The sequence below is a fragment of the Corynebacterium poyangense genome (assembly GCF_014522205.1).
GTDB lineage: Bacteria > Actinomycetota > Actinomycetes > Mycobacteriales > Mycobacteriaceae > Corynebacterium > Corynebacterium poyangense.
On record NZ_CP046884.1, the window covers coordinates 1,911,331 to 1,937,514 of the forward strand.

Annotated in this window: 23 protein-coding genes; 6 read left to right on the plus strand and 17 right to left on the minus strand. The window is 52.1% G+C overall.

Annotated features, from left to right (window positions below; all coding sequences use genetic code 11):
• Positions 1–3: 3 nt before the first annotated feature.
• From GP475_RS09040 to GP475_RS09065, 6 genes are all read right to left on the minus strand, one after another.
• Positions 4–1,455: a ComEC/Rec2 family competence protein gene (locus GP475_RS09040; RefSeq protein WP_187974082.1), complete on the minus strand. Its 1,452-nt coding sequence runs from the start codon at positions 1,453–1,455 to the stop codon at positions 4–6.
• On the minus strand, positions 1,424–2,122 hold the full coding sequence (locus tag GP475_RS09045; RefSeq protein ID WP_187974083.1) for a helix-hairpin-helix domain-containing protein: 699 nt from the start codon (positions 2,120–2,122) through the stop codon (positions 1,424–1,426). Before GP475_RS09045 ends, GP475_RS09040 begins: the two co-directional genes overlap by 32 nt.
• A gap of 83 nt (positions 2,123–2,205) precedes the next feature.
• Positions 2,206–3,012, minus strand: a complete 807-nt coding sequence (locus tag GP475_RS09050) for a DegV family protein (RefSeq protein ID WP_187974084.1) — start codon at positions 3,010–3,012, stop codon at positions 2,206–2,208.
• A gap of 165 nt (positions 3,013–3,177) precedes the next feature.
• On the minus strand, positions 3,178–4,503 hold the full coding sequence (locus GP475_RS09055) for an MFS transporter (protein WP_187975880.1): 1,326 nt from the start codon (positions 4,501–4,503) through the stop codon (positions 3,178–3,180).
• A gap of 31 nt (positions 4,504–4,534) precedes the next feature.
• Entirely contained in the window at positions 4,535–5,521 is a 987-nt protein-coding gene (locus tag GP475_RS09060) for a PDR/VanB family oxidoreductase (RefSeq protein WP_187974085.1), read from the minus strand.
• Between the two features lie 11 nt (positions 5,522–5,532).
• Positions 5,533–6,645, minus strand: a complete 1,113-nt coding sequence (locus GP475_RS09065) for an aromatic ring-hydroxylating dioxygenase subunit alpha (protein ID WP_187974086.1) — start codon at positions 6,643–6,645, stop codon at positions 5,533–5,535.
• A 90-nt stretch (positions 6,646–6,735) separates the two neighbouring features.
• Here GP475_RS09065 and GP475_RS09070 point away from each other — a divergent pair, with 90 nt between their 5' ends.
• Positions 6,736–7,419, plus strand: coding sequence for a PadR family transcriptional regulator (locus GP475_RS09070; protein ID WP_224400690.1), 684 nt, complete (start codon positions 6,736–6,738; stop codon positions 7,417–7,419).
• A 58-nt stretch (positions 7,420–7,477) separates the two neighbouring features.
• Here the strand turns inward: GP475_RS09070 and GP475_RS09075 are convergent, their stop codons facing one another.
• From GP475_RS09075 to nadD, 3 genes are read right to left on the minus strand one after another with little or no spacing between them, the layout of a single operon-like run.
• Entirely contained in the window at positions 7,478–8,197 is a 720-nt protein-coding gene (locus tag GP475_RS09075) for a histidine phosphatase family protein (RefSeq protein ID WP_187974087.1), read from the minus strand.
• Entirely contained in the window at positions 8,198–8,665 is a 468-nt protein-coding gene (rsfS, locus tag GP475_RS09080; RefSeq protein ID WP_187974088.1) for a ribosome silencing factor, read from the minus strand.
• Positions 8,666–8,718: 53 nt separating this feature from the next.
• Positions 8,719–9,348 carry a nicotinate-nucleotide adenylyltransferase gene (gene nadD, locus GP475_RS09085; RefSeq protein ID WP_187974089.1) on the minus strand — a complete coding sequence of 210 codons (630 nt, stop codon included), beginning with the start codon at positions 9,346–9,348 and terminating at the stop codon, positions 8,719–8,721.
• Positions 9,349–9,411: 63 nt separating this feature from the next.
• On the opposite strand from nadD, the gene GP475_RS09090 reads away from it, so the two are divergent.
• Positions 9,412–12,270: an FAD-binding and (Fe-S)-binding domain-containing protein gene (locus tag GP475_RS09090; protein WP_187974090.1), complete on the plus strand. Its 2,859-nt coding sequence runs from the start codon at positions 9,412–9,414 to the stop codon at positions 12,268–12,270.
• 30 nt (positions 12,271–12,300) lie between these two features.
• On the opposite strand, the gene GP475_RS09095 is transcribed toward GP475_RS09090, so the two are convergent.
• Entirely contained in the window at positions 12,301–14,208 is a 1,908-nt protein-coding gene (locus GP475_RS09095) for a YhgE/Pip domain-containing protein (protein ID WP_187974091.1), read from the minus strand.
• A gap of 531 nt (positions 14,209–14,739) precedes the next feature.
• On the opposite strand from GP475_RS09095, the gene GP475_RS09100 reads away from it, so the two are divergent.
• Positions 14,740–15,690 carry an asparaginase gene (locus tag GP475_RS09100; RefSeq protein WP_187974092.1) on the plus strand — a complete coding sequence of 317 codons (951 nt, stop codon included), beginning with the start codon at positions 14,740–14,742 and terminating at the stop codon, positions 15,688–15,690.
• A 3-nt stretch (positions 15,691–15,693) separates the two neighbouring features.
• Here the strand turns inward: GP475_RS09100 and GP475_RS09105 are convergent, their stop codons facing one another.
• Positions 15,694–16,977: a glutamate-5-semialdehyde dehydrogenase gene (locus GP475_RS09105; protein WP_187974093.1), complete on the minus strand. Its 1,284-nt coding sequence runs from the start codon at positions 16,975–16,977 to the stop codon at positions 15,694–15,696.
• Positions 16,978–17,102: 125 nt separating this feature from the next.
• Here GP475_RS09105 and GP475_RS09110 point away from each other — a divergent pair, with 125 nt between their 5' ends.
• Positions 17,103–18,722, plus strand: coding sequence for a sodium-dependent transporter (locus GP475_RS09110; RefSeq protein ID WP_187974094.1), 1,620 nt, complete (start codon positions 17,103–17,105; stop codon positions 18,720–18,722).
• Positions 18,719–18,886, plus strand: coding sequence for a methionine/alanine import NSS transporter subunit MetS (gene metS, locus GP475_RS09115; RefSeq protein WP_187974095.1), 168 nt, complete (start codon positions 18,719–18,721; stop codon positions 18,884–18,886). The genes GP475_RS09110 and metS overlap by 4 nt, the downstream gene beginning before the upstream one ends.
• On the opposite strand, the gene GP475_RS09120 is transcribed toward metS, so the two are convergent.
• Complete coding sequence (locus GP475_RS09120; RefSeq protein ID WP_187974096.1) at positions 18,883–19,812, minus strand: D-isomer specific 2-hydroxyacid dehydrogenase family protein; 930 nt, start codon at positions 19,810–19,812, stop codon at positions 18,883–18,885. The genes metS and GP475_RS09120 overlap by 4 nt on opposite strands.
• Positions 19,813–19,980: 168 nt before the next feature.
• Between GP475_RS09120 and GP475_RS09125 the strand changes: the two genes are divergently transcribed.
• Positions 19,981–21,057, plus strand: a complete 1,077-nt coding sequence (locus GP475_RS09125) for a PTS sugar transporter subunit IIC (RefSeq protein ID WP_224400684.1) — start codon at positions 19,981–19,983, stop codon at positions 21,055–21,057.
• 74 nt (positions 21,058–21,131) lie between these two features.
• Here GP475_RS09125 and GP475_RS09130 read toward each other — a convergent pair whose 3' ends face one another.
• The 5 genes from GP475_RS09130 to rplU form a co-directional block, all read right to left on the minus strand.
• A complete protein-coding gene (locus GP475_RS09130; protein WP_262485169.1) occupies positions 21,132–22,493 on the minus strand; it encodes an FAD-binding oxidoreductase in 1,362 nt (453 codons plus the stop codon).
• A 39-nt stretch (positions 22,494–22,532) separates the two neighbouring features.
• Positions 22,533–23,756 carry a glutamate 5-kinase gene (gene proB / locus GP475_RS09135; protein WP_394367380.1) on the minus strand — a complete coding sequence of 408 codons (1,224 nt, stop codon included), beginning with the start codon at positions 23,754–23,756 and terminating at the stop codon, positions 22,533–22,535.
• Between the two features lie 6 nt (positions 23,757–23,762).
• A complete protein-coding gene (gene obgE / locus GP475_RS09140) occupies positions 23,763–25,277 on the minus strand; it encodes a GTPase ObgE (RefSeq protein WP_187974098.1) in 1,515 nt (504 codons plus the stop codon).
• A 181-nt stretch (positions 25,278–25,458) separates the two neighbouring features.
• On the minus strand, positions 25,459–25,725 hold the full coding sequence (rpmA, locus tag GP475_RS09145; RefSeq protein WP_187974099.1) for a 50S ribosomal protein L27: 267 nt from the start codon (positions 25,723–25,725) through the stop codon (positions 25,459–25,461).
• A 32-nt stretch (positions 25,726–25,757) separates the two neighbouring features.
• Positions 25,758–26,063: a 50S ribosomal protein L21 gene (rplU, locus tag GP475_RS09150; protein ID WP_187974100.1), complete on the minus strand. Its 306-nt coding sequence runs from the start codon at positions 26,061–26,063 to the stop codon at positions 25,758–25,760.
• Positions 26,064–26,184 lie beyond the last annotated feature (121 nt).

The following is a 26,184-nucleotide window of genomic DNA, read 5'->3' on the forward strand; positions in this document are numbered from 1 at the left end:
CCACTATGGTGCCATAGCTTTTCCCGCTCGACGCCGCCAGGACTGTGGTATCCAGTTCATCAACGCATAAAGAATCCACCCGTACCCGACGATGACCCAGGCTGGACCAAGAATGCCATCCGGAACCGCGACGGTGGCGTAAGGAAATGATTGACACCATGAAGCAACGTGGTGGATCCACCATGCGCACGGTTCAATGATTTTGAGGAGCGGATACTCTAGCGAACCGGGGAGCTGGGCTAGAAGGGCCGCCGCTAAACCCAGGACCGTAATAATCGGAACAACCGCCGTGACAAGCAGATTAGCTAGGACTGAAACCAAAGAAACCTTGCCGGCCATCAGAGCAATGATAGGCATCGTGACCACATCTGCGGCTAGTGCTACGGCCACAGCGTTGGTGAGGATGTGTGGCAGCCTGAGAAAACTCAGCTTGTGCACCAAGAGCGGCGAAAGCATGACGATTCCAGCAGTAGCAGCTACCGAAAGCGCGAAACCATAGGATAACGATAGATCTGGATCCCACAGCACCAAGCCAAGGACAGAAAGAGACAACGCGTGCATTGGTTCCATGTATGCGGACCTCACCACAGCTAGTAATCCCACTAATCCAGTTACAGTTGCCCGAAGGACGCTAGGTTCCGTTCCTACCAGTGCTAGGAACACTACTAGCCCCATGAAGGCGGCTATGGACTGAAGAACGGGACCTTGTCCCACCGCTCGGAGCAAAAGCACCATTGCTGTAGTGACGATAGCAACATTCGCCCCGCTGACTGCACTGAGATGGGATAACCCCGTGGTTATATAGAGCTGAGTTTCAGCCGCATCTTGGAGAGAGGTATCTCCTACCACCATCCCTGGGATGAGTCCTTGAGCATCTGGTCCAACAGTCATCAGTACGGCCTGCCGAAACTCCTCGCGCGCTAAAGCTGCCCACCGTTGTATCCCCTGTACGGGAGCAGTGACATCACAATGTGGTGCGGTGAGAAGCACCTCGGCAATTCCCGGCCGATGAGAGGGTCCGAGACTAACTGGTGCGGAAATATAAGATCCAGGAAGGGCTTCAGGAGATAAGTTCTGGTTGCGGCAGATTAGTGTGACCTCTGCTGGATAACGAGGAACACTGACACGCAGGAGCCAACCGCCGTGGTCCAGGGCTTGAGGAGGGTGAGTTAATTGAGCAAGGAGCTGTCCTGGAAAAGAATAGTTGTGGGCTAGATGGATTTTGAGTTCTGCGAGGGCCCAGGCGACACAACCTAATCCGGTGTCGAAAATGAGGTGGCCTGGTGAGCGGAAAAAGATTGCTAGAGCTGAGACCGTGACAACTAACGCAAAGATGATCCAACGAGGGGTATCGAGCAGCGTCATGGCAGTTAACATCCATACCAACAAGGCTGCTGGGATGAGACGAAACTCCCGCATGGTGTTATAACCGAATATGCGGGGAGATCGTGGCAAATTTCGCTGGGCCTATCCCTTTGACATTGAGCAGTTCCTCCACACTGCGGAATCCACCTGATGCTTCTCGGTGAGCAATTATTGCCTCAGCAGTCTTCTTCCCCACCCCCGGTAAGCTTTCCAATTCAGCGAGAGTGGCGGAGTTTAGCGACACTGTCCCGTCGGAAGTAGTTGATCCTCCGGCAGCGGCAACACCGGGTTCCTGAGCACCTTCTTCCCCCTGACGTGGAACTTTAATCTGTTCCCCATCATTGAGCTTTTGCGCCAAATTGAGCGCCTCAATATTCGCATCCCCCACGGGGTGTGCCTTCTCTAGGGCATCGACGACTCTGGCCGTGGGACTAAGTGTATGAACACCAGGTTGTTCCACCGCACCCACCACGCTCACCACAATAGAGTTTTCAGCCGGTGAGGGTGAAGAATGACCTGATGAGATAGAACCGCTCCTCAGCTCAGAGGACATTCCAGAGGACGAGGGTGAGGACGAGTCCCAAAATAGCGAGAGAATTAGCCCGCTGACTACTACGCCTACCACCACCAACGCGGCAACAGCCTGCTTGAGAGTGATGTCGAACCGAGGCTTTGGATAAGCAATAGTAAGGAGATCTTCTTCTCCCGTGGGTCGACATAGCTCCTGCAACCGCTCTTTTACTTTCCCATCCCTCATAACCTGGAAAGCTAATAGAAAAGTAGAGAAAGAAAAGACGTCGAACCTGGGTATGTGGATAAGGGCAAAGTTTTAGTGACGCGTCATCTTAAAGATGTGGAAAAGTCGGAATCGACAACCGACACCCCGATAGCACCAGAGCCGCAGTGAGCTAGCAAAACATCTGGCAAGGGCACGATCATGATGCTGGTGCCCGGAGCCAATACCTGAGAAAACAAGTCGTAGAGCCGCTCAGCATTCTCGAGGGCATCGGCGTGCTGGATACCAACAAACACCGGACGACCTTCGGCCTGCTCTTGGATAAGTTCCGCAAGTTTAGAAAAGGCCTTCGTGGGAGTACGAGTTTTGGCTGCGAGCTCAATACGTCCATCCCGGATATGCATGATGGGCCGACTAGCAAGAGTCGAAGAAATCACAGCCGTAGCTGTAGAAATCCGACCTGATCTGCGGATAGCGTCCACGTGATCAAGATAGAGCCATGTTCGAGAACGAGCTAAGGTACTCTCCGCAATCTCCTGACAATCATCCACGCTGGCTCCATCACGAGCCAGACGAGCGGCAGCCATGGCCGCTGCACCTACCGCCATGCCCACTGTTCCGGTTTCAACGACCCGCACTTTGTTATCAAAGATCGCTGCTGCCGTGAGCGCTGCACTCATGGTGGAGCTCAAGTTACGGCCCAGATGCAAGGCCACGACGCCATCATCTCCACCGCGCTCTAACTGACGGGCATAAGCAGCAGTTAGTTCCAAAGCATTCAGGCCGGCAGTGCCAGTAGGTACCTGCTCATCCTCAGACAATAAATGCAGATCTATGACCGTAATGCCCAGCTCATCTACGATATTTTCAGGGAGCCCCGAGGAAGAATCCGTGACAATTCGGACAGTCAAGCTCGCTTACCCTCCTGGCCATGCAATCAAGCCGTCAACATAAACAAGAATTTCAACGAATCCGAGCCTACCGTGTCTCCTGCGAAGTTTGTAACAAAAATACGTGAAACGATGCGTGGAAACTAAATACACCCCGACCATCTTGATCAGGGCTCACATACACGTCTAGGATTCTTCCAAGCCATCTTCACTGAGCCGAGAATGTAAACCGAACAACGCTACCGCAGCTACGAGAACAGCAGCCGAAACAAGGCTATAAAGCCAGAATGGAGTCCAGCCGGCGTCCAGTAATCTACCTACTAGCATTGGGGCGAGGATAGCTCCTATCCGACCGACTCCAATCCCCCAACCTACACCGGATGATCTGAGCATTGCTGGATAAGAACCAGGAGTCACTGTGTACATTCCGGCGACGCATCCGTTGATTAACATCCCCACCAATACACCCAACAAGAAGGCGAGGGGTGGTAGGGATACGGAACTTATGAAGCAAAATAGAGCCACACCAGAAAACACAATAAAGATCTGGAGTAATATACGCTCATCAAATCTTATGGTCAGTGATCCGTAAACTAAAGAACCAAAGGTCCCTCCTAAAGTTAAAGCAAGACCGCCGATGATCCCCTGCCCTTCAGATAGTCCTTCTTCCACCAACAACTTAGGGGTCCAACTGTTAGCGAAATAAAAACCAAACATCACGAAGAAGAAAGCAATCCAGAGTTTCAGAGTTGATCGGCTATTGCCTCCAGAAAATAAATCTAATATACTTTTCCTTTTATCTGAGAATTGACCAGAAGTATCTCTATCAAAATCGACGTCCTCCAGGTCAAGCGAAATCTTTGAGGCTATAGTACTAATCTGTTGACGGGCAGCAGAACCGCGGAGACTCATTAAATAATCCAGAGATTCGGGAATATAAATCCAGGTCAAAACAAGAGCGATAATAGTTAGTATAAAACCAAGGAAGAAAACAGATTGCCAGCCGAATACGGGGATCATCTTAGCGGCTCCAGCACCACCCAGAGTAGCTCCGACACCATAGCCGGCAGTATAGATACTGATCGCCATCCCACGTGACCTATGATTAGTAAACTCACTAATTATAACGGTAATTGTAGCCAATATTCCGCCAACGCCTATGCCGGTCAAAAACCTCCAAACACCTAATTGTAAAGAATTTTGAGCGGTAGCACTTAAAATAAGTCCGGCCCCGTTGATGATTAGTGATAAAAGCAGAAGCCTTCTTCTCCCGTACTTATCCGCTAGAGGACCTAATATGAGAGATCCAGCAGCCATTCCAACTAGCCCAGCACTCAAGAGCAGGCCAAGTTGCGATCCATTAAGGCTAAAATCGTGTGATACTGGATTTGCGGTGAACGCCATAGCAAGAACGTCAAAACCGTCGAGCGCATTAAGAAACGTCGCCACAAGAACAATTAACCACTGACGGAGAACCATTGGCGAGTGATCGATTTTAGATCTTAGATTCATAGTAAAACCCGCTATTCTATTAGCATGATCCTCAACTGACATCCAAGACAATTCTAGCCTTGGAAATAGAATCGCTTTTTACCGCTCTAGAAACACAGGAACACATTTTCTTATTAATTTTTTTCTGCGATTCTGATAAAAAAACGTCTCTATGGTCAATCTCTCCATCAACTTCCAGAATATCAACCTGACATAGCCCACATTCTCCACGCTGGCAGTCATATACCATGTCGATTCCTTCACGCTGAAGAGCATCCAAGAGGGTCTCGTTTTCACCGACGCTTATAGACTTATTTAGCCGAGGTATATGAGCGTAAAACTGTTGAGCTTCAAACCAACCTGAATTTCCAAAAGTCTCATACCTTAAATTGGTCGGGTCATTACCATTTTCTAACCACGATCTTTTAATTGCTTCCATCAATCTAATAGGACCGCACATGTAAAGTTCAGTACCTGTAGCTAAGTCACTCGTTAGATTATTTAGATCTATGTATTGGTCATAGGAGTCAAAATAGAATTTTACTCGTTCGCCATGCCCTTCCTTTAAATCTTCATAAAAAGCCATTGCCTTTGGGCTTCTTGCGCAATAATGTATTTCATAATTCGCTTCTAAATTACGGAGTACGTTAGCCATATTGACAATCGGCGTAATACCTATACCTCCAGCAACAAGCAGATATTTTGGCGCTCCGATCCGAAGTGGGAAGTCTTGCAAAGGCTCTGTGATTTTCATAGTTTGACCAGGTTCAAGTGAGTGCATAAATAATGAACCACCTCTTGAATTACGCGTTTTTAGCACAGCGATGTCAAGTTCAGTACCTTTTTTATTGGTCTCAGCTATTGAATAAGATCGAATATCTGCAGTGTTATTACTTCCCGTCGCAACTTTAATATGACTCCCTGCCGGTGCACTAATCACATGTGAAACCTGCAACCTTATTCGCTTAATATCCTCTGCTATCAGCGATGTATCAACGATTTCAGCTTGAATCCATTTTTCATTTCTATTAGCTACCATTGACCTCATCCTTATTTAGGAAATGTTGTTTCAATATCAATTCGCCCCTCTGCTTCCAAAGCTTTTTCCAATATGTGCCTGACCCACATTCCGCCGGCATCAATGTTGAGACTGTAAAACTCATGGCTAGGATTGGCATCAATCGCTTCTTGCTGTGCTTTAAGCATCATTTCGTCTTCACCGAATACCCCATGCACTCCGTTCCTGAGCCTGGTGGTTATCGACTGTTCGTCTAGATTCCAGTTTCTTGTGAAGGCCCAGAAGTAATGTGATGATCTGTCCGTTTCTGGACTAATAGTGTTCATTACGTATCCATTTACCCCATAATCTCGGCATCCTTCTGGCGCTCCGGTGCCTGCTTTGGCGACCCCTACGTCGATACAAATTGTGGACGGATAGTAATAATGGATTATCTGCCATCTATCAACATTCCCCTGGAAATCGGGATATTTATCGGCCATGTTCTTCTGCCAAAATGGCGGAGCCTCCGTATCCAATATCCACCGGCTTAGAGTTACCGAGTTTTCGGTATGGGTTACTTCAAAGTCCGATTCACTCAACTCCGCCTGTCCTATCGATGAACTATGCACAAATTCCTCGTGGGTCAGGTCCATGAGGTTATCCAGTATTAATTGGTAATTACACTTGGCATATATTGTCTCCCCATCCCCAGCCCAGTACTTATCCTTCATCTGCTTCATGTCCGGGATTTTTCCTGGATCTGCTAATGCGGCTTCTCCGAGCCATACCCACACAAATCGATGTCGTTCTACTACTGGATATGACGAGACAGAAGCGGACGGATTTAGAGTCTCTTGGGCGGGCATCTTCATGCAACGACCTGCCGAGTTATATTCCAATCCGTGGTAGGGACATTGAATACCGTCTTTCCCAACCAATTTTCCTTTGGATAGTGGGGCTAGTCTGTGCCAGCATGCGTCTGCAAGTGCAACTGGCCTTCCCTCTTTTGTCCTATAGAGAGCGAGAGGAGTGTTAGCGATAGTTCTTGCCAAAGGTTCAGTGTTGGTGACTTCATAATCCCACGCAGCCACATACCACCCATTAAGTGGATGAGGCAGGATCTTCGCAGCTTTAGAGCGTTGAGAACGGGTATGTTGAGGCATAGAATTTGATCCTCCATATTGGGTCGTACACTATCTCACTTCATAGTTATTTGAAGTGATGTACGACACAATACAGAACTCCTCTCCCTTTTGAAAGTTTTTGATAGAAAATATTTTCCGGCACCAGAAAGGAAAGCGATGAGCCTCAGAAATTCCCTGCTAGCTCTTTTAGCTTCCGGCCCCTTGACAGGTTATGACGCCTCCAAGCATTTCAGTGATTCGGTAGTCAACGTTTGGCATGCTTCAGATTCTCAGATTTACCCAGAACTACGTCGAATGGAAGCAGAAGGGCTGGTTGAGGCCCAGGAAGTCCCTTGGGGCCCTAATGGTGCCACAAAAAACGAATATAACTTAACTCATAGTGGTTTTGCTGAGCTTGAGAACTGGCAGAGTGAACCTACGGAATACCCCACTACAAGAGATCCGATGAGGCTGAAAGCAGCTTATTTCGAATGGGGAGATGCTATTGCAAATATCGCCCGTTTGAGAGAGCACATTGATCATCACCAGAAAATTATTAATAGCGCGACCTTGATGATCGAGAAAATTAGCAAAGATCTTCATCCAACACTTGTCCGCAGGGTCAAGGGCTTGCAGGATCCAAGAATGGTTGAACATGTCGTGTGGACAAAAATCTATGCCTATGAGGGAATTATTTCCTCATCAGAAGCTGAGATCTCCTGGGCACAACGAGGAATTCGGCATCTAGAGCGCTACCGACACGTGGAACAAAAATTTAGAAATCCGCCAATAAACGAAACAAATCGTTTCTGATCCGGATCTCCTCATTCCGCCCCATTCGCCTAAGAGAATTTACCCACACCCAGCGCACCTATCCCTCCAGCACGCCGGCATTCCAGGCATCCAAATACCAACTAGCGTCCGGCATTGCGCCAGTTTCTCTAGCCACCTCCGCAAAAGCAACTGCTCCGGTGGGATGTGCTGGATCAAAAACCGGACGTGCAGATAGCTGAGACCAACACGTATTTTTTAATCCGGACAGGAGTGGGTAGTGATCCACCGGAACTCCGAGGAGTTTTGAGGTCAACGCGGAAATTGTCCCCCCATGCGCCACCACCAATACGGCATGAAAATCCCAAGCTGTAAATTCAGCCATAAGCTCAGTAATCACCGGCTGTGCGCGTCGGGCCACATCTACGCGGGATTCTCCGCCGGGCGGAGTCCAAGTAGCGTCGTGGCGCCATATCGCCCTAGCTCCTGGACTATGACGATCCACTTCGTCACTGCTTTGCTCCTGCCAGTCTCCCAAATGGGTTTCTCGAAGCCTCGAATCAGTCGTTACCGGAAGCTGGAGTTCTTCAGCAATGATCTCTGCGGTTTCTCGGGCTCTGGACAGATCAGAAGCAATTATTCGCCGAATCGGAAATTCTGCCGCCTGTCCTGCCTGCTGTTGCCGAGCAAAATACTGCCCCACCTTCGCGGCTTGTTCTCTGCCCAACGCAGATAACTCGGTATCTAGCTGGCCTTGCATCCGGCCGCTAGCGTTGTAGGTCGTTTGGCCGTGACGAAGCAGAATCAGTCGGCGTGTCATCTACAGTTCTCCTGTATCCGGAGCGTCCTCTGCTAAGGGCAGATCATCCAGGGATTCCGCGGTACGGGGATCAATCTCATCTCCCCAGTCCCCAGGACGGTCCGGGGTAGGTATCCCGTCAAGATCAACCAGTGGACAGTCTCGGTACAGTCGGTCTAAGCCATAAAACTCTCGTTCTGCTTCACGCTGAACGTGAATTACCAGTCCGCTATAGTCCAACAACACCCACCGATTTTCCCGGTTACCTTCGCGCCGAAGTGGTTCTTTTCCTGCCTCAGTGAGGGCATCTTCAATCTCTTCCACAATGGCGCGAACCTGGCGTTCATTATCTGCTGAGCAGATCAGGAACACATCACTGATGGACATGACATCAGACACGTCGATAGCGGCAATATTTCCAGCGTGTTTCTCATCCGCAGCGCGCGCAGCTATGCCCGCTAAACGAATAGACTCCTGGGATGCAGTCACTCGATTCCTTCTGTAGTTAGATCATGGTGCGATTACTCAATAAGTACTAGTCACTACGATACCGTCCCCGTCCGATACAATCCGCGTTTGGCAATGTATTGCACCACACCATCGGGCACCAAGTACCATACTGGGCGGCCAGTGGCGGCACGTCGCCGACAATCAGTAGAGGAAATAGCCATCGCCGGGATATCTACTAGTTTCACCCTTTCCCGGTGCACTTCAGGGATGATATCCGCATGAAGCTCATAGCCTGGTCTTGTTACCCCGACGAAGTGGGCTAATTGAAACATTTTCTCCCAATCTCGCCAGGTAACGATGTTGCGAAGCGCATCTGCCCCGGTAATAAAATAGAGCTCTGCCTGAGGATATTTTTTTCGTAAATCATGCAGAGTATCAATGGTGTAGGTAGCGCCAGGGCGGTCAATATCCACCCTTGATACCGAAAACCGCGGGTTGGATGCCGTTGCAATCACCGTCATCAGGTAGCGGTCTTCTGCCGGAGTTACCTCGCGTCCAGATTTTTGCCAGGGCTGTCCGGTAGGCACAAAAATAACGTCATCAAGTTGGAACCGTGAGGCAACTTCGCTTGCCGCCACCAAGTGCCCGTGATGAATCGGATCAAAGGTTCCTCCCATCACGCCAATTCTTTGCGGTGCTGACTGTTGCGGCTGGCTGTTCATGCGCCAAGATTTTACCCTGGCCTTGGTTGCAGTCCAGCTCAGAGGGCACGACAATGGAAAGGTATGACAACACCAACCCGCCCGTTGCATCGTGACTCTTTAGACCGTATTGCTGCCACTGTGGGAGATCCCAGCCGAATCAGAACCCGTCTTATTGACCGTGTCGCTTATGCCTCGGATGCTTCCCACTATTTCAACACCCCGGACGCAGTGGTCATTGCCCAGGACGCTGCTGAAGTTGGTCGGCTCCTCCGCGCTGCTCGAGACAGCAACACACCGGTGACCTTGCGTTCTGGGGGAACTAGTTTATCCGGGCAAGCTTCTGGCGAAGGCCTAATGATAGATGTTCGGCGAAATTTCCGACGCATAGAGGTGCTCGACGCCGGTCAGCGGGTCCGCGTACAACCCGGCGCTACGGTTCGCCAAGTCAATATTCAACTTATGCCCTATGGCACAAAATTAGGTCCAGATCCCGCCAGCGAAAGCGCCTGCACCATCGGCGGTGTTATCGCCAACAATTCTTCTGGCATGGCCTGCGGCACGGAGCTTAATACCTACCGCACACTAGAATCCATGGTTTTTGTGCTTCCTTCCGGCACCGTCATTGATACCTCTTCTCCTACCGCAGATCAGGACCTGGCGCACCAAGAACCAGAGTTAGTGGACACCTTACTTCGCCTCCAACGGCGGGTACGTGATAACCAGGAATCCGTCGCCATCATCGAACGCCATTTCGCGCTCAAGAACACGATGGGCTACGGGCTCAATTCTTTCCTAGACTTTGACACCCCCGTCAAACTGCTAGAACATCTCATCATCGGGTCCGAAGGAACTCTCGCCTTTGTCGCTGAAGCAGTGTTCCGCACTGTCCCTATTTCTCCCCTGACCGCAACCACCGTCGCGGTATTTAACAACCTCGATGCCGCCACAACTGCTCTTCCAAGTTTGGTGCAGTCTGGCGCCGCGACCCTGGAACTCATGGATTCTACCTCTATTAGAGTGGGCCAGGCCCTAGGAAATGTTCCCCAAGCCATCACTGGTTTTGAGGTTGATCGCCAAGCCGCGCTGCTCATCGAATACTACGCTGACCAGGAAGAAGAATTGCGCACCACCATGAAAACGGGGGATGCCTTATTAGGTGATCTGCCGCTTTTCTCCTCGGCGCAGTTATCCACTGATCCTGCGGCGCGCACTCAAGCCTGGAATTTCCGCAAAGGACTATACGCATCCGTAGCAGAAGCTCGCCCCGCGGGCACCACGGCACTCTTGGAAGACGTGGTAGTACCCGTGGAGTCTCTCGCCCCTACCTGCGAAAGCCTCCAAGAGCTTTTTCAGCGCTACGGATATTCCGATTCCGTGATTTTCGGCCATGCGAAAGACGGCAATATTCACTTCATGCTCACTGATCGCTTTGAAGGGGCTGAAGCCCTGGGCCGCTATGACAAATTCAATGATCAGATGGTAGACATCATTCTCGGCGCCCATGGCAATCTGAAAGCTGAACACGGCACCGGCCGGGCTATGGCACCCTATGTTCGACGCCAATATGGCGATGAACTGTATGAGGTCATGGTGCAGTTGAAATCTGCGTGTGACCCGACCTGGATGCTTAACCCAGGGGTGATCCTAGAAGAAACTCCCGGCGCGCACATGCGCAACATCAAGCTCATTGAACCAGTCGATGAGGAAACAAACCGCTGCGTGGAATGTGGTTATTGTGAGCCGGTATGCCCTAGCAAGAATCTGACGTTAACCCCGCGCCAAAGAATTGTGGTGCGACGTGCCTATGCCCGAGCTACCGAAGCCGGGGATCTTGATACGGCGAAGAAGTTAGCTCAGGACTATAACTATGACGGTATTGATACCTGCGCCGTTGATGGCATGTGCCTGACCGCGTGCCCGGTAGGAATCAATACTGGAGATTTAATTCGTCGATTACGCAAAGAAGAACACGACAGCACTCCCGTGCTTTCTGCGGCGTGGACTGCCGCGGCGAAGAATTGGGGCCCTGCTAGCCGGGTGGGTTCAGTAGCTCTAAGCTCTGCCCATATCTTGCCTTCGAGTTTGGTGAGCAAGGTAACCGATGTCGCCAGGAAACTTGTCGACCAAGACACCATGCCCCGTTACAGCCGAGATTTGCCTGCTGGTGGGCATAATCGTCGGCAATTCTCCGGGGTGGTGGGTGCCCCGCTGGGGCGCATCATGGGTGTTTATCTCCCCGCTTGCGTTAACTCCATGTTTGGTGCCGCTGGTGACGGCCCGGGGGTGACCAACAGCTTCATTACCTTGTTGGAACATGCTGGAGTGGCCCTACGTGTCCCAGATAATATTGAGTGGTTATGCTGTGCCACCCCGTGGTCTTCTAAGGGATTTACCCGGGGCCGGGAGGCCATGGCTACCAGAGTCCACGAGGCCGTCCGGGAGTTGAGCAATAACGGTGAACTTCCCATTATCAGCGATGCCGTCAGCTGTACCGAAGGGTTCCATAAGATTCTGGAACCACTTGGTCTGAGGGTAGTTGATTCGGTCAGCTTCACCGCCCAGCACCTACTCGACAAGCTGCAGATCACGCCGAAAATCAGTGACGTGGTTATACACCCCACCTGTTCATCTACCCATCTTGGGGTCACCCCAGACATGGAGAAAATCGCCTGGGCAGTCGTCGGGCCAGATGGGCACGTTTTTGTTCCCACAACCTGGGGATGCTGCGCCTTTGCTGGCGACCGCGGGATGCTGCACCCAGAGTTAACGGCCTCAGCTACTCAAGCTGAAGCCGATGAGATTAAAGATCTTGAACGCCGCCTAGGCAAGCAACTGCACTATGCGTCCTTGAATCGCACTTGTGAGTTAGGGATGTCTCGAGCCACCGGACAGGAATACCACCATATCCTGGAGTATCTAGCCGAGGCGTGCCAGGCCTAGCTTTGCGCGCCGGTGGCCCCCACCTAGTTCTTAAGCCAACGCTCTAACCTTTTCTGACTGGGTTTCTTCCGTATCCTGGGCAAGCCGAGCTAGTTGGATGGAGCGGGCGTAAATAGAAATCCCGAGGAAGCAGAGGGTAAACATCCCAAGAACAATGATGCCTCGGTAGTAGACGCTATCGATATTGGCATCAACCGCACGGATATAGGCGTCGCGAGCATAGCTCATGGGGTGGAAGGCGTGGAGCGCACGTAGCGGTCCGGGGGTGAGCTGGCTGGGCCAGACTCCACCAAAGCAGAACACCCCGTAAGCGAAGAATCCGAGGGAGAAAGCGGCACCCACTAATTGTCCAAAGACAACTCGGAGCATCTGGAAACAGGCGGTGCCATTAGTGGCGATCATGAAGATCGCTAGCGCGTAGGCCCAAGGGCGCGACGGGTGAAAGTCCAAGGACATGCCAGTCCAGGTCAAGAGACCCATGATGATGAGATTGACCAATCCCACCAAAGCGAAGCCGGCGAGCACTGGTTTGGCTGCACCCTTATGGCGATAAATACCAAGAATGTGCGGGGCAAGCATACTGACCAAGGCCATAGCTAGATAACCGAATACCAAGATCAGAATGAGGGTGACACCCTGGGAAAGCACCTTAGAGGTGGGGTTATGCACGTCGCTGAGGGTTTGAACCGGGTGACGATAATCCTCGGAATAGTTAACTGGCACCGCAATCTGCTGCGAGGAAGACTCAATATTGCGGATCTGCGGGGCCTTAGCAGCACCGTCAGCTAAACCAGAATTCAATAAACTGGTGCCTTCTTTGAGGCGTCGGGCGCCATCATCGAGTTGATGGGCACCATCTTTCATTTGCCCCATGCCATCATCAAGTCGCACTGCGCCATCCCGTAGCTGCGCGGTACCATCTTTGAGCTGCAACACTCCGGAAAGATACGGGGCAGACGGGTCATTTAAGTTGTATCGCATCAAGGCAGTCCCGTCCTTGAGCTGCTGCAACTTATTCACCATAGCTTCCGGGTTACCAGAGTCCAGTACGGAAATCTGCTGGCGAATATTTTCTGCCTGCTCATGCAAACCAGCCCGTTCCAAAGAATCAACCACTGGGCGCAGTTGAGCGGCCACGCCCCCGGCTTGTTGCAATAACGGAATCAACTTACCGGTCAACTGCCCCACGCCGTCATCAATTTTTGCCGAGCCCTCCCCAAGCTGCCCGGTGCCGGAAACCAACTGGGACATGCCATCGTCTAGTCGCGCGGACCCATCGCGCATCTGCTCGGTACCATCTTTAAGCTGGGCGGTACCATCCACAGCTTTCGAGGTTCCATCCTTGAGCTGGGTCATACCGTCATCCAGCTGCTTGGCCCCACCTGCTGCTTTGTTCAGACCTGCCCCCAGCTGATTAATACCACCGAGGATTTTCGCGGCATACCCTTCAGAAATCCCTTTTTGGACACCTTGTTCGATCCCTGGAACAAGACCCGATGTCAGCAAGGGCGTGTTGGTTCCGTAGTGGTCATTGTAGGAGATGACGACCTCAGCTTGATGAGGTTGCGGATCCACGACTGTGGCTACTTCCTGGGAGAAATTCCGAGGAATGGACAACACCACCATGTAGTCTTCATCTCGCAACCCTGTATCGGCTTCCTCTGCAGATACTTGTTCAAAATTGAGGTAGTCGGTGTTCATCAAACCATTGACGACATCATCGCCAAAGTTGACGTGCTTTCCGTCTTGATCGGCCCCAGTATCTTCATTAACCACTGCGAGTTTGACATCTTTGAGATAGTGCGATGGATCCCATAATGACCACATGAACGCGGCAGCCACGAGCAGGGGCGCAACTAAAACCAAGATGAGGACGACCCGGAAGAAAATCCGGCGGGGATTCCGTGGGGCCGGGGCAGCTGAAGCAAATAGAGACATAGGGGTTCTCCGATGGAAACCTGGGGCCAATAGGGTCAAGAATCATCTTTCTGTGGGGACACAGAAGTGCAGCTAGAGATGATATTGCAGGCAATAGTTCAAACTGAAAATATCTCAATCAAGGCTCTGTGAACAAACCTGAATCGACAAATTCAGAATGTATAGCTTTGCCACAGGGAGAATATAGCAAAGAGTTCATTTGGATTGGAATATAACTGACCCACTTTCTTAAGACTATCCGGACCCACCAGCTTTGACCAGGCCTTTTCATGAACATATAAAAATTCTTGCGGGCAATGTATAAACCTTAAATTCTCGTTCAGAATTTAGTATTTAGCACAAATGATTAATGCTTTCATTATTCTTTTAACTACCTAAATATGAGAGTGCAAACTATCATTTTCGTGGTGATGGTTTAGACCTCTTAACTTCCTCTATTTCTAACCCAAAAGTAGATATATTTCCCCAGATAAGCACTATATTTTGTGCTAATAACCACGCCGTAAACACGCTACTTTCTATGATGGACCCATGCGCGATCACGTTCTCTTCCTTGCTACTGGAGGCACTATTTCTTGTTGCCGCGACTCTGGCGGCGCTTTGGTGCCCACAAAAAACAGCTCCGAGTTACTGGAACTTAGTCGGCAATGTAGGGAATTTCGCTGCGATCTCGAGGTTCAGACCTGTGACTTGGCGCAGCTTGACTCCTCATCCTTAGACCTCGCACAGTTAGACAAAATTCTGGACACCATTGACCACGCCTGGGAAAATCCACAAACCCGCGGGATTGTCCTCTCTCACGGAACAGACTCGCTAGAAGAAACAGCCCTGGCTCTCGAACTCTTTCACCATGACCCGCGGCCGCTCGTTATTACCGGGGCGATGCGTCCGGCGGATGATCCCCTAGCCGATGGGCCACGAAACCTTGCCTCTGCTCTGACCTATGCTGCCGACCCACGCAATCTCAGACAAACAGTAAAAGTCTGCTTTCACTCTCGATTTCTTGCCGCTCGCGGAGTGTGGAAAAAACACACCACAGACCTCGACGCTTTTTATGGTGATGAGGCGGCAACCACCCCCATCAATTACCACGAGATTTTGGGGCAGAGACCCAAGCTCAGCGGCATAGATGTCCGAATTATTCATTGCTATCCCGGCGCGCCAGGACGAATCATTAATGAGGCGATAGCAGCCGGAGTAGATGGAATTGTCGTTGAAGCTATGGGAGCAGGAAACGTCGGGCAACCCATGGCTGAGGGAATTATTCGGGCCCGTGAACAACACATTCCCGTGGTATTAGGGACCAGGGTGCCGTCGGGCCCAATCGAAACGATCTATGGGGGAGCCGGCGGTGGAGCAACCCTCGGCGAAGCCGGCGTCATCAGTGCCGGGAGACTTCACCCCAGCCAAGCGAGGATAGCGCTCATTGCTGCCTTGGCAGCAAACGTCGACCCTCGCCTTCTGCTGACTCAGGACTCCTAAGCACTAGGGTCGGGTTTGCCCCTCCCCCTCCAGGATCCATTTCGTACTCGTTAGTTCCGGAAGAGCCAACGGCCCCCGCGCATGAAGCTTTTGGGTGGAAATACCAATTTCCGCACCCATGCCATACTCTTCACCATCCGTAAACGCGGTAGAAGCATTAATCATCACTGCGGCGGAATCCACCGCAGCGCTAAAACGCTGCGCAATCCTGGTATCAAGCGTGGCAATCCCCTCAGTATGGCCAGTGGAGTAACGGCTAATGTGGCTAATAGCTTCCTCCACTCCAGATACTAAGCGAAAACTAATATCTAAGGACAAATACTCCGTCCCCCAATCCTCTTCAGTAGCCGGAATAATATTGTCTGCGCCTAGCTCCCTAAGTTCATCTTCCCCGTGAATCTTCACCCCCGCCTCTTGGAGTGCAGCAATGATCTTTAACTGATTCTCCGGAGAAATCGCCCGGTCAACAAGAACCGTTTCGGTGGCGTTGCAGACGCTCGGGCGTCGAGTTTTTCCATTAATAACCAGCGCTATGGCCTGATCAATATCCGCAGTCGCATCAATATAAAAGTGACAATTCCCGGCTCCGGTTTCAATACTCGGCACAGTCGCCTCACTAACCACGGCGTCAATAAGTCGAGCTGAACCACGCGGAATGACCACGTCAACTAAGCCCCGGGCAGTAATGAGGTCGCGAACAGAGTCGTGGGAGTCACACGGCAAAAGCTGCACAATTTCGCGCGCAATTCCGTGCTGTTCCGCAACATCCTGAAGAATGGTCACCAACGCACTATTGCTGTGCCGAGCAGACTGCGAACCGCGCAGCAAAGCAACGTTGCCGGACTTTAGAGCCAAACCAAACGCGTCAACGGTGACGTTGGGGCGCGCCTCATAAACAATCCCCAACACTCCTAAGGGAACTCGCACTTTTCGCATCCGAATACCATTGGGCATCACCGAACCTGTGACCACATCCCCCACCGGATCTTTAAGCGCTGCTACTTGGCGTAAGCCGGCCGCCATCCCGCTCAACCGAGCACTGTCTAAACTCAGGCGATCAAGTAACGCCTCACTGAGCCCAGCCTCTTGCCCAGCTGCGACGTCCTGGCGATTGGCAGCTAAAACTTCCTCCTGTCGAGGCCCCTCCAGTGCTTGAGCAGCATCGCGAAGAATCTGATTTTTTTCATCTGAGTGTAAAGCCGCAACAATCGGCGCTAATTCTTTAGCCCGACGTGCTTTCCTTAAAACTTCTTCACGTTGTCTATTTGTGTGCTCTACTGACGTCATAGTTTGGGAGTCTAATCTCTACGTCAGCAGCTACACCCTTTTTTACACCCGTCTTTTCTATTACCCAGTTCACTGATAATTTTATTTCTACTCATTGACAGGAAACTGTAAAGAAGGTTTAATCCATGGCTTCTACCAACCAAAAACCAGGCCGGGAGGTGTTCTCCAGCCGGGCTGCGTTCCTCTTTGCCGCTATCGGCTCTGCCGTGGGTCTCGGCAATATTTGGCGCTTCCCCTACGTGGCCTATGATTCCGGCGGCGGAGCGTTCCTTATCCCTTATATCGTGGCTCTCCTTACCGCCGGCATCCCGCTTCTGTTCTTTGACTACGCCATCGGTCACCGCTTCCGCGGGTCCGCACCCAAGTCCTTCCACCGCCTGCGCTCCTGGGCAGAACCGGTGGGCTGGATCCAAACCGGAGTGTCGTTTTTTATCACTCTCTACTATTCCGTGATTGTGGGCTGGGCGTTAATTTACGCCTTCAAGTCACTCACCCAACCGTGGGGCGGAGATGCTGACTCCTATTTCTTTAAAGATTTCCTCAGAATGGAGACCAGCCATCTGTTAACCTTTGATTTTGTCTGGCCCATTGCCATTGCCCTTCTTGCCGTCTGGATCATGGTGATCCTAGTTCTCGCGGCTGGGGTGGACCGGGGTATCGGCATTGTCTCTAAGATTTTTATCCCGTTGCTCGCCATTCTCTTCATCATCGTGGTGCTGTTCTCTCTCACCCTCGAAGGGGCAGCTACCGGATTAAATGCGCTATTTACCCCCAACTGGTCAGCATTAAAGAACCCGACGGTATGGCTTGCCGCCTACGGGCAGATTTTCTTCTCCCTCTCGGTGGCTTTCGGCATCATGCTCACCTACGCTTCCTACCTCAAACCCCGCTCTAATTTGACGGGAACCGGCCTTGTCACTGCCTTCGCGAACTCCTCTTTCGAGGTTCTCGCCGGGGTGGGTGTGTTCTCAACTCTTGGTTTCATGGCTGTCAAGAGCGGTGTACCGGTGGAAGATGTTGCCACCTCCGGCATCGGTTTGGCCTTCGTCGCGTTCCCCACTGTCATTTCCCAAATGGGAGGGCTTTTAGGCGGGATTTTCGGATTCCTCTTCTTCCTCTCCCTCTTCATCGCCGGCATCACCTCCCTGATGTCGCTTTTTGAAGTAGTTGTCGGCGCTGCTCAAGACAAATTCAACCTAGAACGGAAAACAGCGGTCATCGGCATCGGCGCGGTGATGACTGTGTTATCCCTCCTACTTTTCCCCACCACATCAGGGCTTGTCGCCCTCGATATTATGGATAAATTCACCAACTCCATCGGCATTGTGTCGGTCGCTATTATCGCCATCGTCGTGGTGGATTGGTTATTACACCGTTCTGATGAATTAGCTCTCCACCTCAACGCGGTGTCTTCCTTCCGAGTCGGAACAATCTGGCGAATTTGCGTCTCCAACCTCACCCCGGTGGTGTTGTTTGTCATGCTCTTCCAGGAGATCATTTCTCTCATCAAAGAGCCCTATGGGGGTTACCAAAGTGGCCAAGTCGCACTTTTTGGATGGGCAGTGTTAGCCATCATCTTCATCGGCGCCATGGTCATGACTATTGTCCCCTGGCGCGGTGAACAATTCCTGGCCGGCCCACCCGGCTCCGATTTTGGGGTCCGCACCGCCCGACAACTTGAAGCCCGCACTCCCCGGCAAGCAGTCAGCATCGAGACTCCGACGCAGCAGGAGGAACAATCATGACCGGTGCAGCAATTGTAATGATGACCCTATTTATGTTGGTGATCTGGGGCGGTCTGGCGCTAAGCATTATTCATCTCCAAAAGCACCCAGATGAAACATCCGGGCACCTTGGAGATCATCCAGACCTGAGCAACGAGGCACTCCAAAAAATGGAGCGACACTAGTAGCCCTGAGCCACGTCCACCTCATTGGGCATGGCTGCGCCTTGTTCAAAAGCTGCGGCGTTTCTTACCGCTAGGTCACCCACTAAAACCTTGGTGCGTTCTTTGGTGTTAGCAGTGTGCGGAGTGATAAGGACGTTGTCCATCTTCCAGAGCGGGTGACCATCTGGAAGAGGTTCTGGATCCGTCACATCAAGCGCCGCACCCCCAATCTCTCCTTCCTCTAACGCCCTCACCAGGTCCTCAGTATTCACCAATCCCCCACGCCCCACGTTGACTAACAGGGCGTCTTTTTTCATTCTCCGGAAAACATCGACGTTGACCATCCCCCGTGTGCGATCACTTAAGGGAACTAAGAGCACCACGATATCGGCTCTATCCCACACCTGCGAAGCCTTATCCATCGCAATGCTTTCATCTGCACCGGGAACCTCGCGACCAGAGTTAGTGACCGCGATGATGTGTGGCTGGAAGGGGCGAAGCAGTTTGATAAGTTCTTCACCAATACCCCCGGCTCCAATAATAGCGACGGTTTTGTGGTCATAAAGCCACTGGGTAGAAGCATCTATCTCAGCTTGCACGGACCACGTGGCAGCCATCGCTATGGATTTGTGTTTGTGATAGCTAGCCAGGATGAGTCCGAGCGCAGATTCCGCCACAGTGCTGGCAAAAAGCCCCTTGGCGTTGGCCCATCGCACCTTATCAGTGAGTTTATTTTCCTTGAGCAGATCATCTAACCCGGCATAGGTTGTTTGTACGTAGCGCACAGATTCCGGTAACTCCGGGAATTGTTTTCCGCCGCCGTTATAAACCAAAAAATCAATGTTGTCGGGAATAATCCCCTCTTCCGCCGGAAGGTACTGGTGTCCAGCACTTTCGATCTCCGCTACGGTAGTCTCCCAGACCTGGGGGTACATCGAAAATCTCACGTAATAACTCCTTCGCGGTTCATCGGTGTTTTCTTCTTCTCCACAGTCTAGGGGCTCACCCTCACTTCCGGGATATACCCAAAACCTATTTTTCAATAATCAATCAGTATTCGGTATTGTTTTTTCTGCACACTTTTCAACTTCCACAGGTAATGGAAAGAACCTTTTATGGAAAACTTAGAACAAAAAAGTATAGAGAAATTAAGCGCCAGTGCTTTTACTATGAAAGTGCTAAATGGTATCTCCGTTGCCGTGGTTGTTACCTTGGTACCCCAGGCTCTTTTGGGAGAATTACTGAAAGCTCTCTTGCCTATATTCCCTGCGGGCCAAAACATTATTAATTTAGTAGGCCTTACCTCCTCTCTTCTCCCTGTCATTATCGGAATGATGGTGGCTGTCGAATTTAAACTCACCCCCATCCAAACCGCCGTAGTAGCTATTTCCTCAGTTCTTGGATCCGGGGTTGCCACCGCCCAAGGCGATGGAAGTTTCCTCCTCAAAGGTACTGGTCTAGTTATCAATAGCGGCGTAACGGCGGCGCTGGCCGTAGGGCTCGTTCTCTTTATTGGCACAAAACTCCGCAGCTACACTATTTTATTGCTCGCCACGCTCACTATTTTGACGGTTGGCAGTATCGGTGCTTTCGTCACCTATCCAGCGGTTAAGGTATTTACTATTTGGCTCGGAAAACTGATAAACGGCACAACAGAACTACAACCTATTTTCATGGGAATTATTTTGGCCGCCCTTTTCTCGGTGCTTATTGTCTCGCCTGTATCTACCGTTGGAATTGCCACCGCGATTTTTATGGAAGGCGTTTCCTCCGGCACCGCTAATCTGGGGTGCGTCGCCGCCGGAATGACATTAATGGTTGCCGGGTGGAAAGCAAATGGTTTTGCCAATAGCATTATCCACATTGTGGGTTCCCCCAAGGTGCAAATGGCAAATATGTTTGCCCATCCACGTTGCCTAATCCCCATCGTCCTTCACGCTGCAATCCTCGGCGGAATCGGCGGGGCCTTCCAAGTCACCGGTTCCGCCATCTCTGCAGGCTTCGGCCTTTCCGGATTAGCGGGCCCGCTAGCTGCACTCAATCACGAGGGCTGGGGCTGGAGCGCCGGAAATATCGCCATCGTGCTGCTGTGCTGGGTCATTCTCCCCTTCATCCTTGCCGTCATCTTCACCCGGATTTTTGAAAAAATTGGCTGGACTCAACCCGAATACTATGCGTTGAGGTTCACCTAGAAGTTGGTGTATCAGCGCCAAAAGCCGCCTAGGGTTTCAGGTCTTCTCAAACCTTAGGCGGCTTCTTCTTATCCTTAGATGGCGCGTCCAGGGCTGAGAATCCCCTTGGGGTCCAACGCCTTCTTAATAGCATGTTGTGCCGCTAAGGTAGCTTCATCGAATTGCATGGGTAGTTCGTGGTGTTTGAAGATACCAATGCCATGCTCCCCGGAGATAACTCCGTCAAGTTCAATAGCAGCTGCAGTGATGCGGTCAGTTACCCGGTTCGCTGTGTCCCAATCATTGTCAACTACTTCAATCATGGGGTGCAGGTTGCCGTCACCCACGTGAGCGACTATCCGCACCTGGTGTTGTTCTTCCTCAGCGATATCTTCAATTTTCGCGATGAGTTCCGGCAGTCGAGGAACCGGAACACCGGTATCACCTTGTACCCATACTCCTCGTTTCTGCAACGCCGGTAAAGAAAGCTTCCGCACCGCCATAAGCCCGTCGCCAGGTTGACGTCGAACCTCAGAAGCCCCAGCGTGTTCGGCGCATTCGCACGCAATATCAACGCTACGTGCGGCGTTCTCCCCCACCGCCATACCAATTATCAACGCCGCCTGAGGGATAGCTAAACCAGCGTGGTTATCTTCTTCCACCCACTGAGTCACAGTGGCATCAAGCATCTCAAGGACTTCAAGCTCCGCAGCAGATTTCACCATGCTGACCACAGCTCGGCCGGCGTCGTCAATGGAGTCAAAACTAGCCAGGAACGTTTCCGGGGTGCCCTGGGGAATAGGGGTGAGCCACACAGTTGCTTTGGTGATAATCCCCAACGTTCCTTCCGAACCCACAAAGAGTTGGGTGAGGTTTAAACCAGTGGCGTTCTTTATGGTTCGCGACCCGGTGCTAATAACTGAACCATCCGCTAAAACAACGGTTAAGGCCGCTACGTGATCAGCCGTAGTGCCGTAGGCAATACATCGCAACCCACCGGCATTAGTGGCAATAGTTCCCCCAATAGTTGCCCTTGCTGAGCTAGCTGGATCCGGGGCATAGAATAGTCCGTACTTTCGCACGGCGGAATCTAGGTCTTGGACAATAACCCCGGCTTGAACAGTGGCTAAGCGAGCATCAGCGTCAACCTCAAGGATGCTATTCATCTGATGCATCGCAATAACTAATCCGCCTTCATAGGGTAAGGCTCCGCCAGCTAAACCGGTACCTGCGGCCCAAATAGACACCGGTAACTCATGGTCATAGGCAAATTTCACGCTTGTCGCAACATGCTCTGTGGTGCGGGGAATAACAACCGCAGCTGGCTTAGGTGGATCAGCATCTTCCGGAACCTGGGCTGAATCGCGAAGAAAAGGCCCCATCGTAGCGGGATCCGTAATAAGGTCAACCTCGTCAGGAAGAAGGGTGCGTAACTCATCAAGGTTTAAGGTGGTCATGGAATCATGATAAACCCTGGGGGTTGGACCTCACCTAACTTAAAGCCGGCTGGCGTAGTGAGAGAGATAATCAGCATGGACTACTGAGCGCCGTTTTCCCTCTGGTAACTCCTCGGAGCGTTTCCCAATTAAAGAACGAAGTTCGACGGCGTCAAAGCGTACCTCACCTCGACCTAAAAGCTGACCCTCTGGCCCGGTGATATCCACAATGTCACCCACCCGGAATTCGCCTTCGACCCCGGTGATTCCTACCGCAAGAAGAGAATGCCCGCCGGAGATCACTGCCTCCATGGCTCCTTGATCTACCCGCAGCACTCCTGTTGAATCTGCGGCGTGCAGGGCCCAAAATTTCCAGGCGGAAATACGGTTGTCCCGGGGATAAAACACCGTCCCCACCGAAGCGTCGTCTAAAGCAGGGCCAACATTGTCCGCCGCAGCTAAAAGAACCGGAACACCACCACGGGCAGCTAGCCGAGCCGCAGCGACTTTAGAAGCCATTCCACCGGTTCCCACTTTCCCACCGTCTCCGGCTACCACCCCTTGCAGGTCATGGCCGGAACGGACTTCCGGGATAAAACGCGCCCCTGGCTCTTGCGGGTTACGGTCATAGAGACCATCCACATCAGACAACAACACTAGAGCATCTGCTTGAACTAAATGAGCTACCAAGGCGGCAAGACGGTCATTGTCACCGAAGTGAAACTCCGCGGTCGCCACGGTGTCATTCTCATTGACTATCGGAACCACTCGCATCCGACGGAGCCGATCCAGCGTCCGTTGAGCATTACGAGCCCGGGAGCGAATTCCTGCATCAGAGGCGGTGAGCAGCACCTGCGCTACGGTTCGGCCGTAGCGGGCAAAAGAACGCGCCCAGTGGTGGGCTAAGTGCACCTGCCCGACGGCCGCAGCAGCTTGCTTCGTTGCAAGGTCAGCGGGCCGAGACTGCAACCCCAGTGGAGCCATCCCAGCGGCAACCGCACCAGAGGACACCACAATGATGTCAGTGCCTCGGAGCATCCGCGCTTGGAAGGCATCAACAAAACGGTCAATGCGGGCTGGATCAACCAGGTGATTATCCCCAGTCAACGAAGAAGATCCGATTTTGACGACGATCCGACGAGCTTGAGCAATATCTTGCCTTAAGCTAGCCAGATGGGCGTCGGCCGAAATAATGCTTGGGTTAGGAAGCCCAGCCGATGGAAAATCTGGGGCAGCAGATTGCCCCGCATAGGGCTGGTGCGGTAAGGAATCCGAGGTCGACACGGAGAACTATCCCTCCCAACGATCCCGACGGGCTTCTTCCCCATCGCCATAGTCATATTCATCAATAAGACCACGACGGGCTTGGGAGGCACGCTTGCGTTCTGCGGCACTTCGCCGAGAGGTGCGTTCTAGACGAATATCAGTACCACGACCAGATAGTGGGCTATCTGCCCCAGCCGTGGTCATGGGCTCCCATTCGAAGGTGATATCACCAATACTGACACTGCATCCTTCCGCAGCTCCGGCTTTAAAGAGGGCGTCTTCTACCCCCAGCTTATTGAGCCGATCAGCGAGATACCCCACCGCCTCATCGTTCTCAAAATCAGTTTGACGAATCCACCGCTCGGGTTTATCCCCGCGCACCACGAATCCACCAGGAATCTCCGAATCAGGTTCGATGATAAACCCAGCATCCTTTGTCCGAGCATCCACCGCACGAGGACGAATGATGGTGTGGGCGGAATCAGCCTTGTGGATGGGCCGCTTCGTGCGAGCCTGCTTTACAATTTCCATCAGCTGATAAACCAGAGGATCTAACCCCCGCCGCGCCACTGCTGAGATAATAAAAACCGGCCACCCAAATTTTTCGGCTAAATCCTCCCGCACAAACTCCGCTAGTTCTTCCGCCTCGGGGACGTCGGCCTTATTCAACACAATTACTCGTGGACGCTGCCTCACATCACCCAACCCAATATCGTTTTCTAAGGCGTCTTGGTAGGCGGCAAGTTCTTCTTCTAAGGCTTCGATGTCACTTACCGGGTCGCGGCCGGACTCTAACGTGGCGCAATCGACCACATGGGCAAGGACCGCGGTTCTTTCAATGTGCCTTAAGAAATCGAGGCCCAATCCCTTGCCTTGGCTGGCGCCTGGGATCAATCCAGGCACATCAGCGATGGTGAAACTATCATGCCCGACGTTCACCACACCGAGGTTGGGTTGCAGGGTCGTGAAAGGATAGTCACCGATTTTTGGTTTGGCCGCCGACAGGACCGAAATCAAAGAGGATTTTCCAGCCGAGGGGAAACCCACCAAACCTACATCGGCCATGGATTTTAATTCCAGCACCAGGTCTTTTTGTTCACCTGGCTCCCCTTTGAGAGCAAAACCAGGGGCTTTGCGGTGTTGAGATGCCAACGCGGCATTACCTAAGCCACCAAATCCGCCTTCAGCAGCAATAAACCGAGTTCCCGGGGTAGTGAGATCCGCCAAGGTGTCGCCATCCTCGCTCAACACCACCGTTCCCACAGGAACCTGAAGAATCAGATCCTCTCCCCGCTTTCCGTTGCGGTGATCTCCTGCCCCGTTGCCACCGCGTTGGGCTTTAAGATGCGGGCGGAAGTGAAAATCCAACAAAGTATGGATTTGCGGGGACACTTCCAGAATAATGTCCCCGCCGTGACCACCGTTTCCGCCATCGGGCCCACCGAGGGGCTTGAATTTTTCTCGATGCACAGAGGCGCACCCATGCCCGCCGTCACCGGCGGTGAGATGTAGAACCACGCGATCAATAAAACGAGCCATGGCAGAAAGGAGCTCCTGAGGTTGAGGTAGGTGTAGATAAGGTAGAGCGGAATTTATGAAAAAAGCACAACCCTTGATGAATGTTAGGGCTGTGCTTTCACACTATATTGTCGGACAGTCATCCAAAGCTACAGTTTTCTTTAAATGAGGCTGAGTCCGAACCGGGTTTGCGTCGGATTTTTTAGGCCTCTACTGGCTCGTTTTCCACGACGTTAACCATGCGGCGGGTCCGCTTGATCGAGAACTTCACAGCGCCCGGCTTCAGTGCGAACAGCGTGTCATCTCCACCACGTCCAACATTCTCACCAGGGTGGAACTTGGTGCCGCGCTGACGGACCAGGATTTCACCGGCCTTGACCTGCTGGCCACCGAAGCGCTTAACACCCAGGCGCTTGGCCTCGGAATCACGACCGTTGCTGGAGCTCGATGCACCCTTTTTGTGTGCCATTGTGGTTTCCCTCCCTTAAAGGTAACTACGGCTTATTTAATGCCGGTGATTTTCACGACGGTCAGCGGCTGACGGTGACCCCAGCGACGCTTATAACCAGTCTTGTTCTTGTAGTGCATACCGCGGATCTTCGGCCCCTTGACGTGCTCGACGATCTCAGCATCAACGCTGACGCCAGAAAGCTGGTCCGCGGTGGATTTAACATCGGCGCCATCGACGAGCAGAACCGGGGTGAGAGCCACGGACGATCCCGGCTCACCCTCGATCTTCTCGACCTTGACGAGGTCACCTTCGGCAACCTTGTACTGCTTGCCGCCGGTCTTGACGATCGCGTACATAGGAGGGTTACCCCTTATCTAAAACTCGACTCAGGCTGCCGGCACCCCAGCGGCCTGAAAGGACAGGTACTGATTTTTCTTGAGCCAAGGGTCCACACCCACCGTGGGCACACCAAGGCTG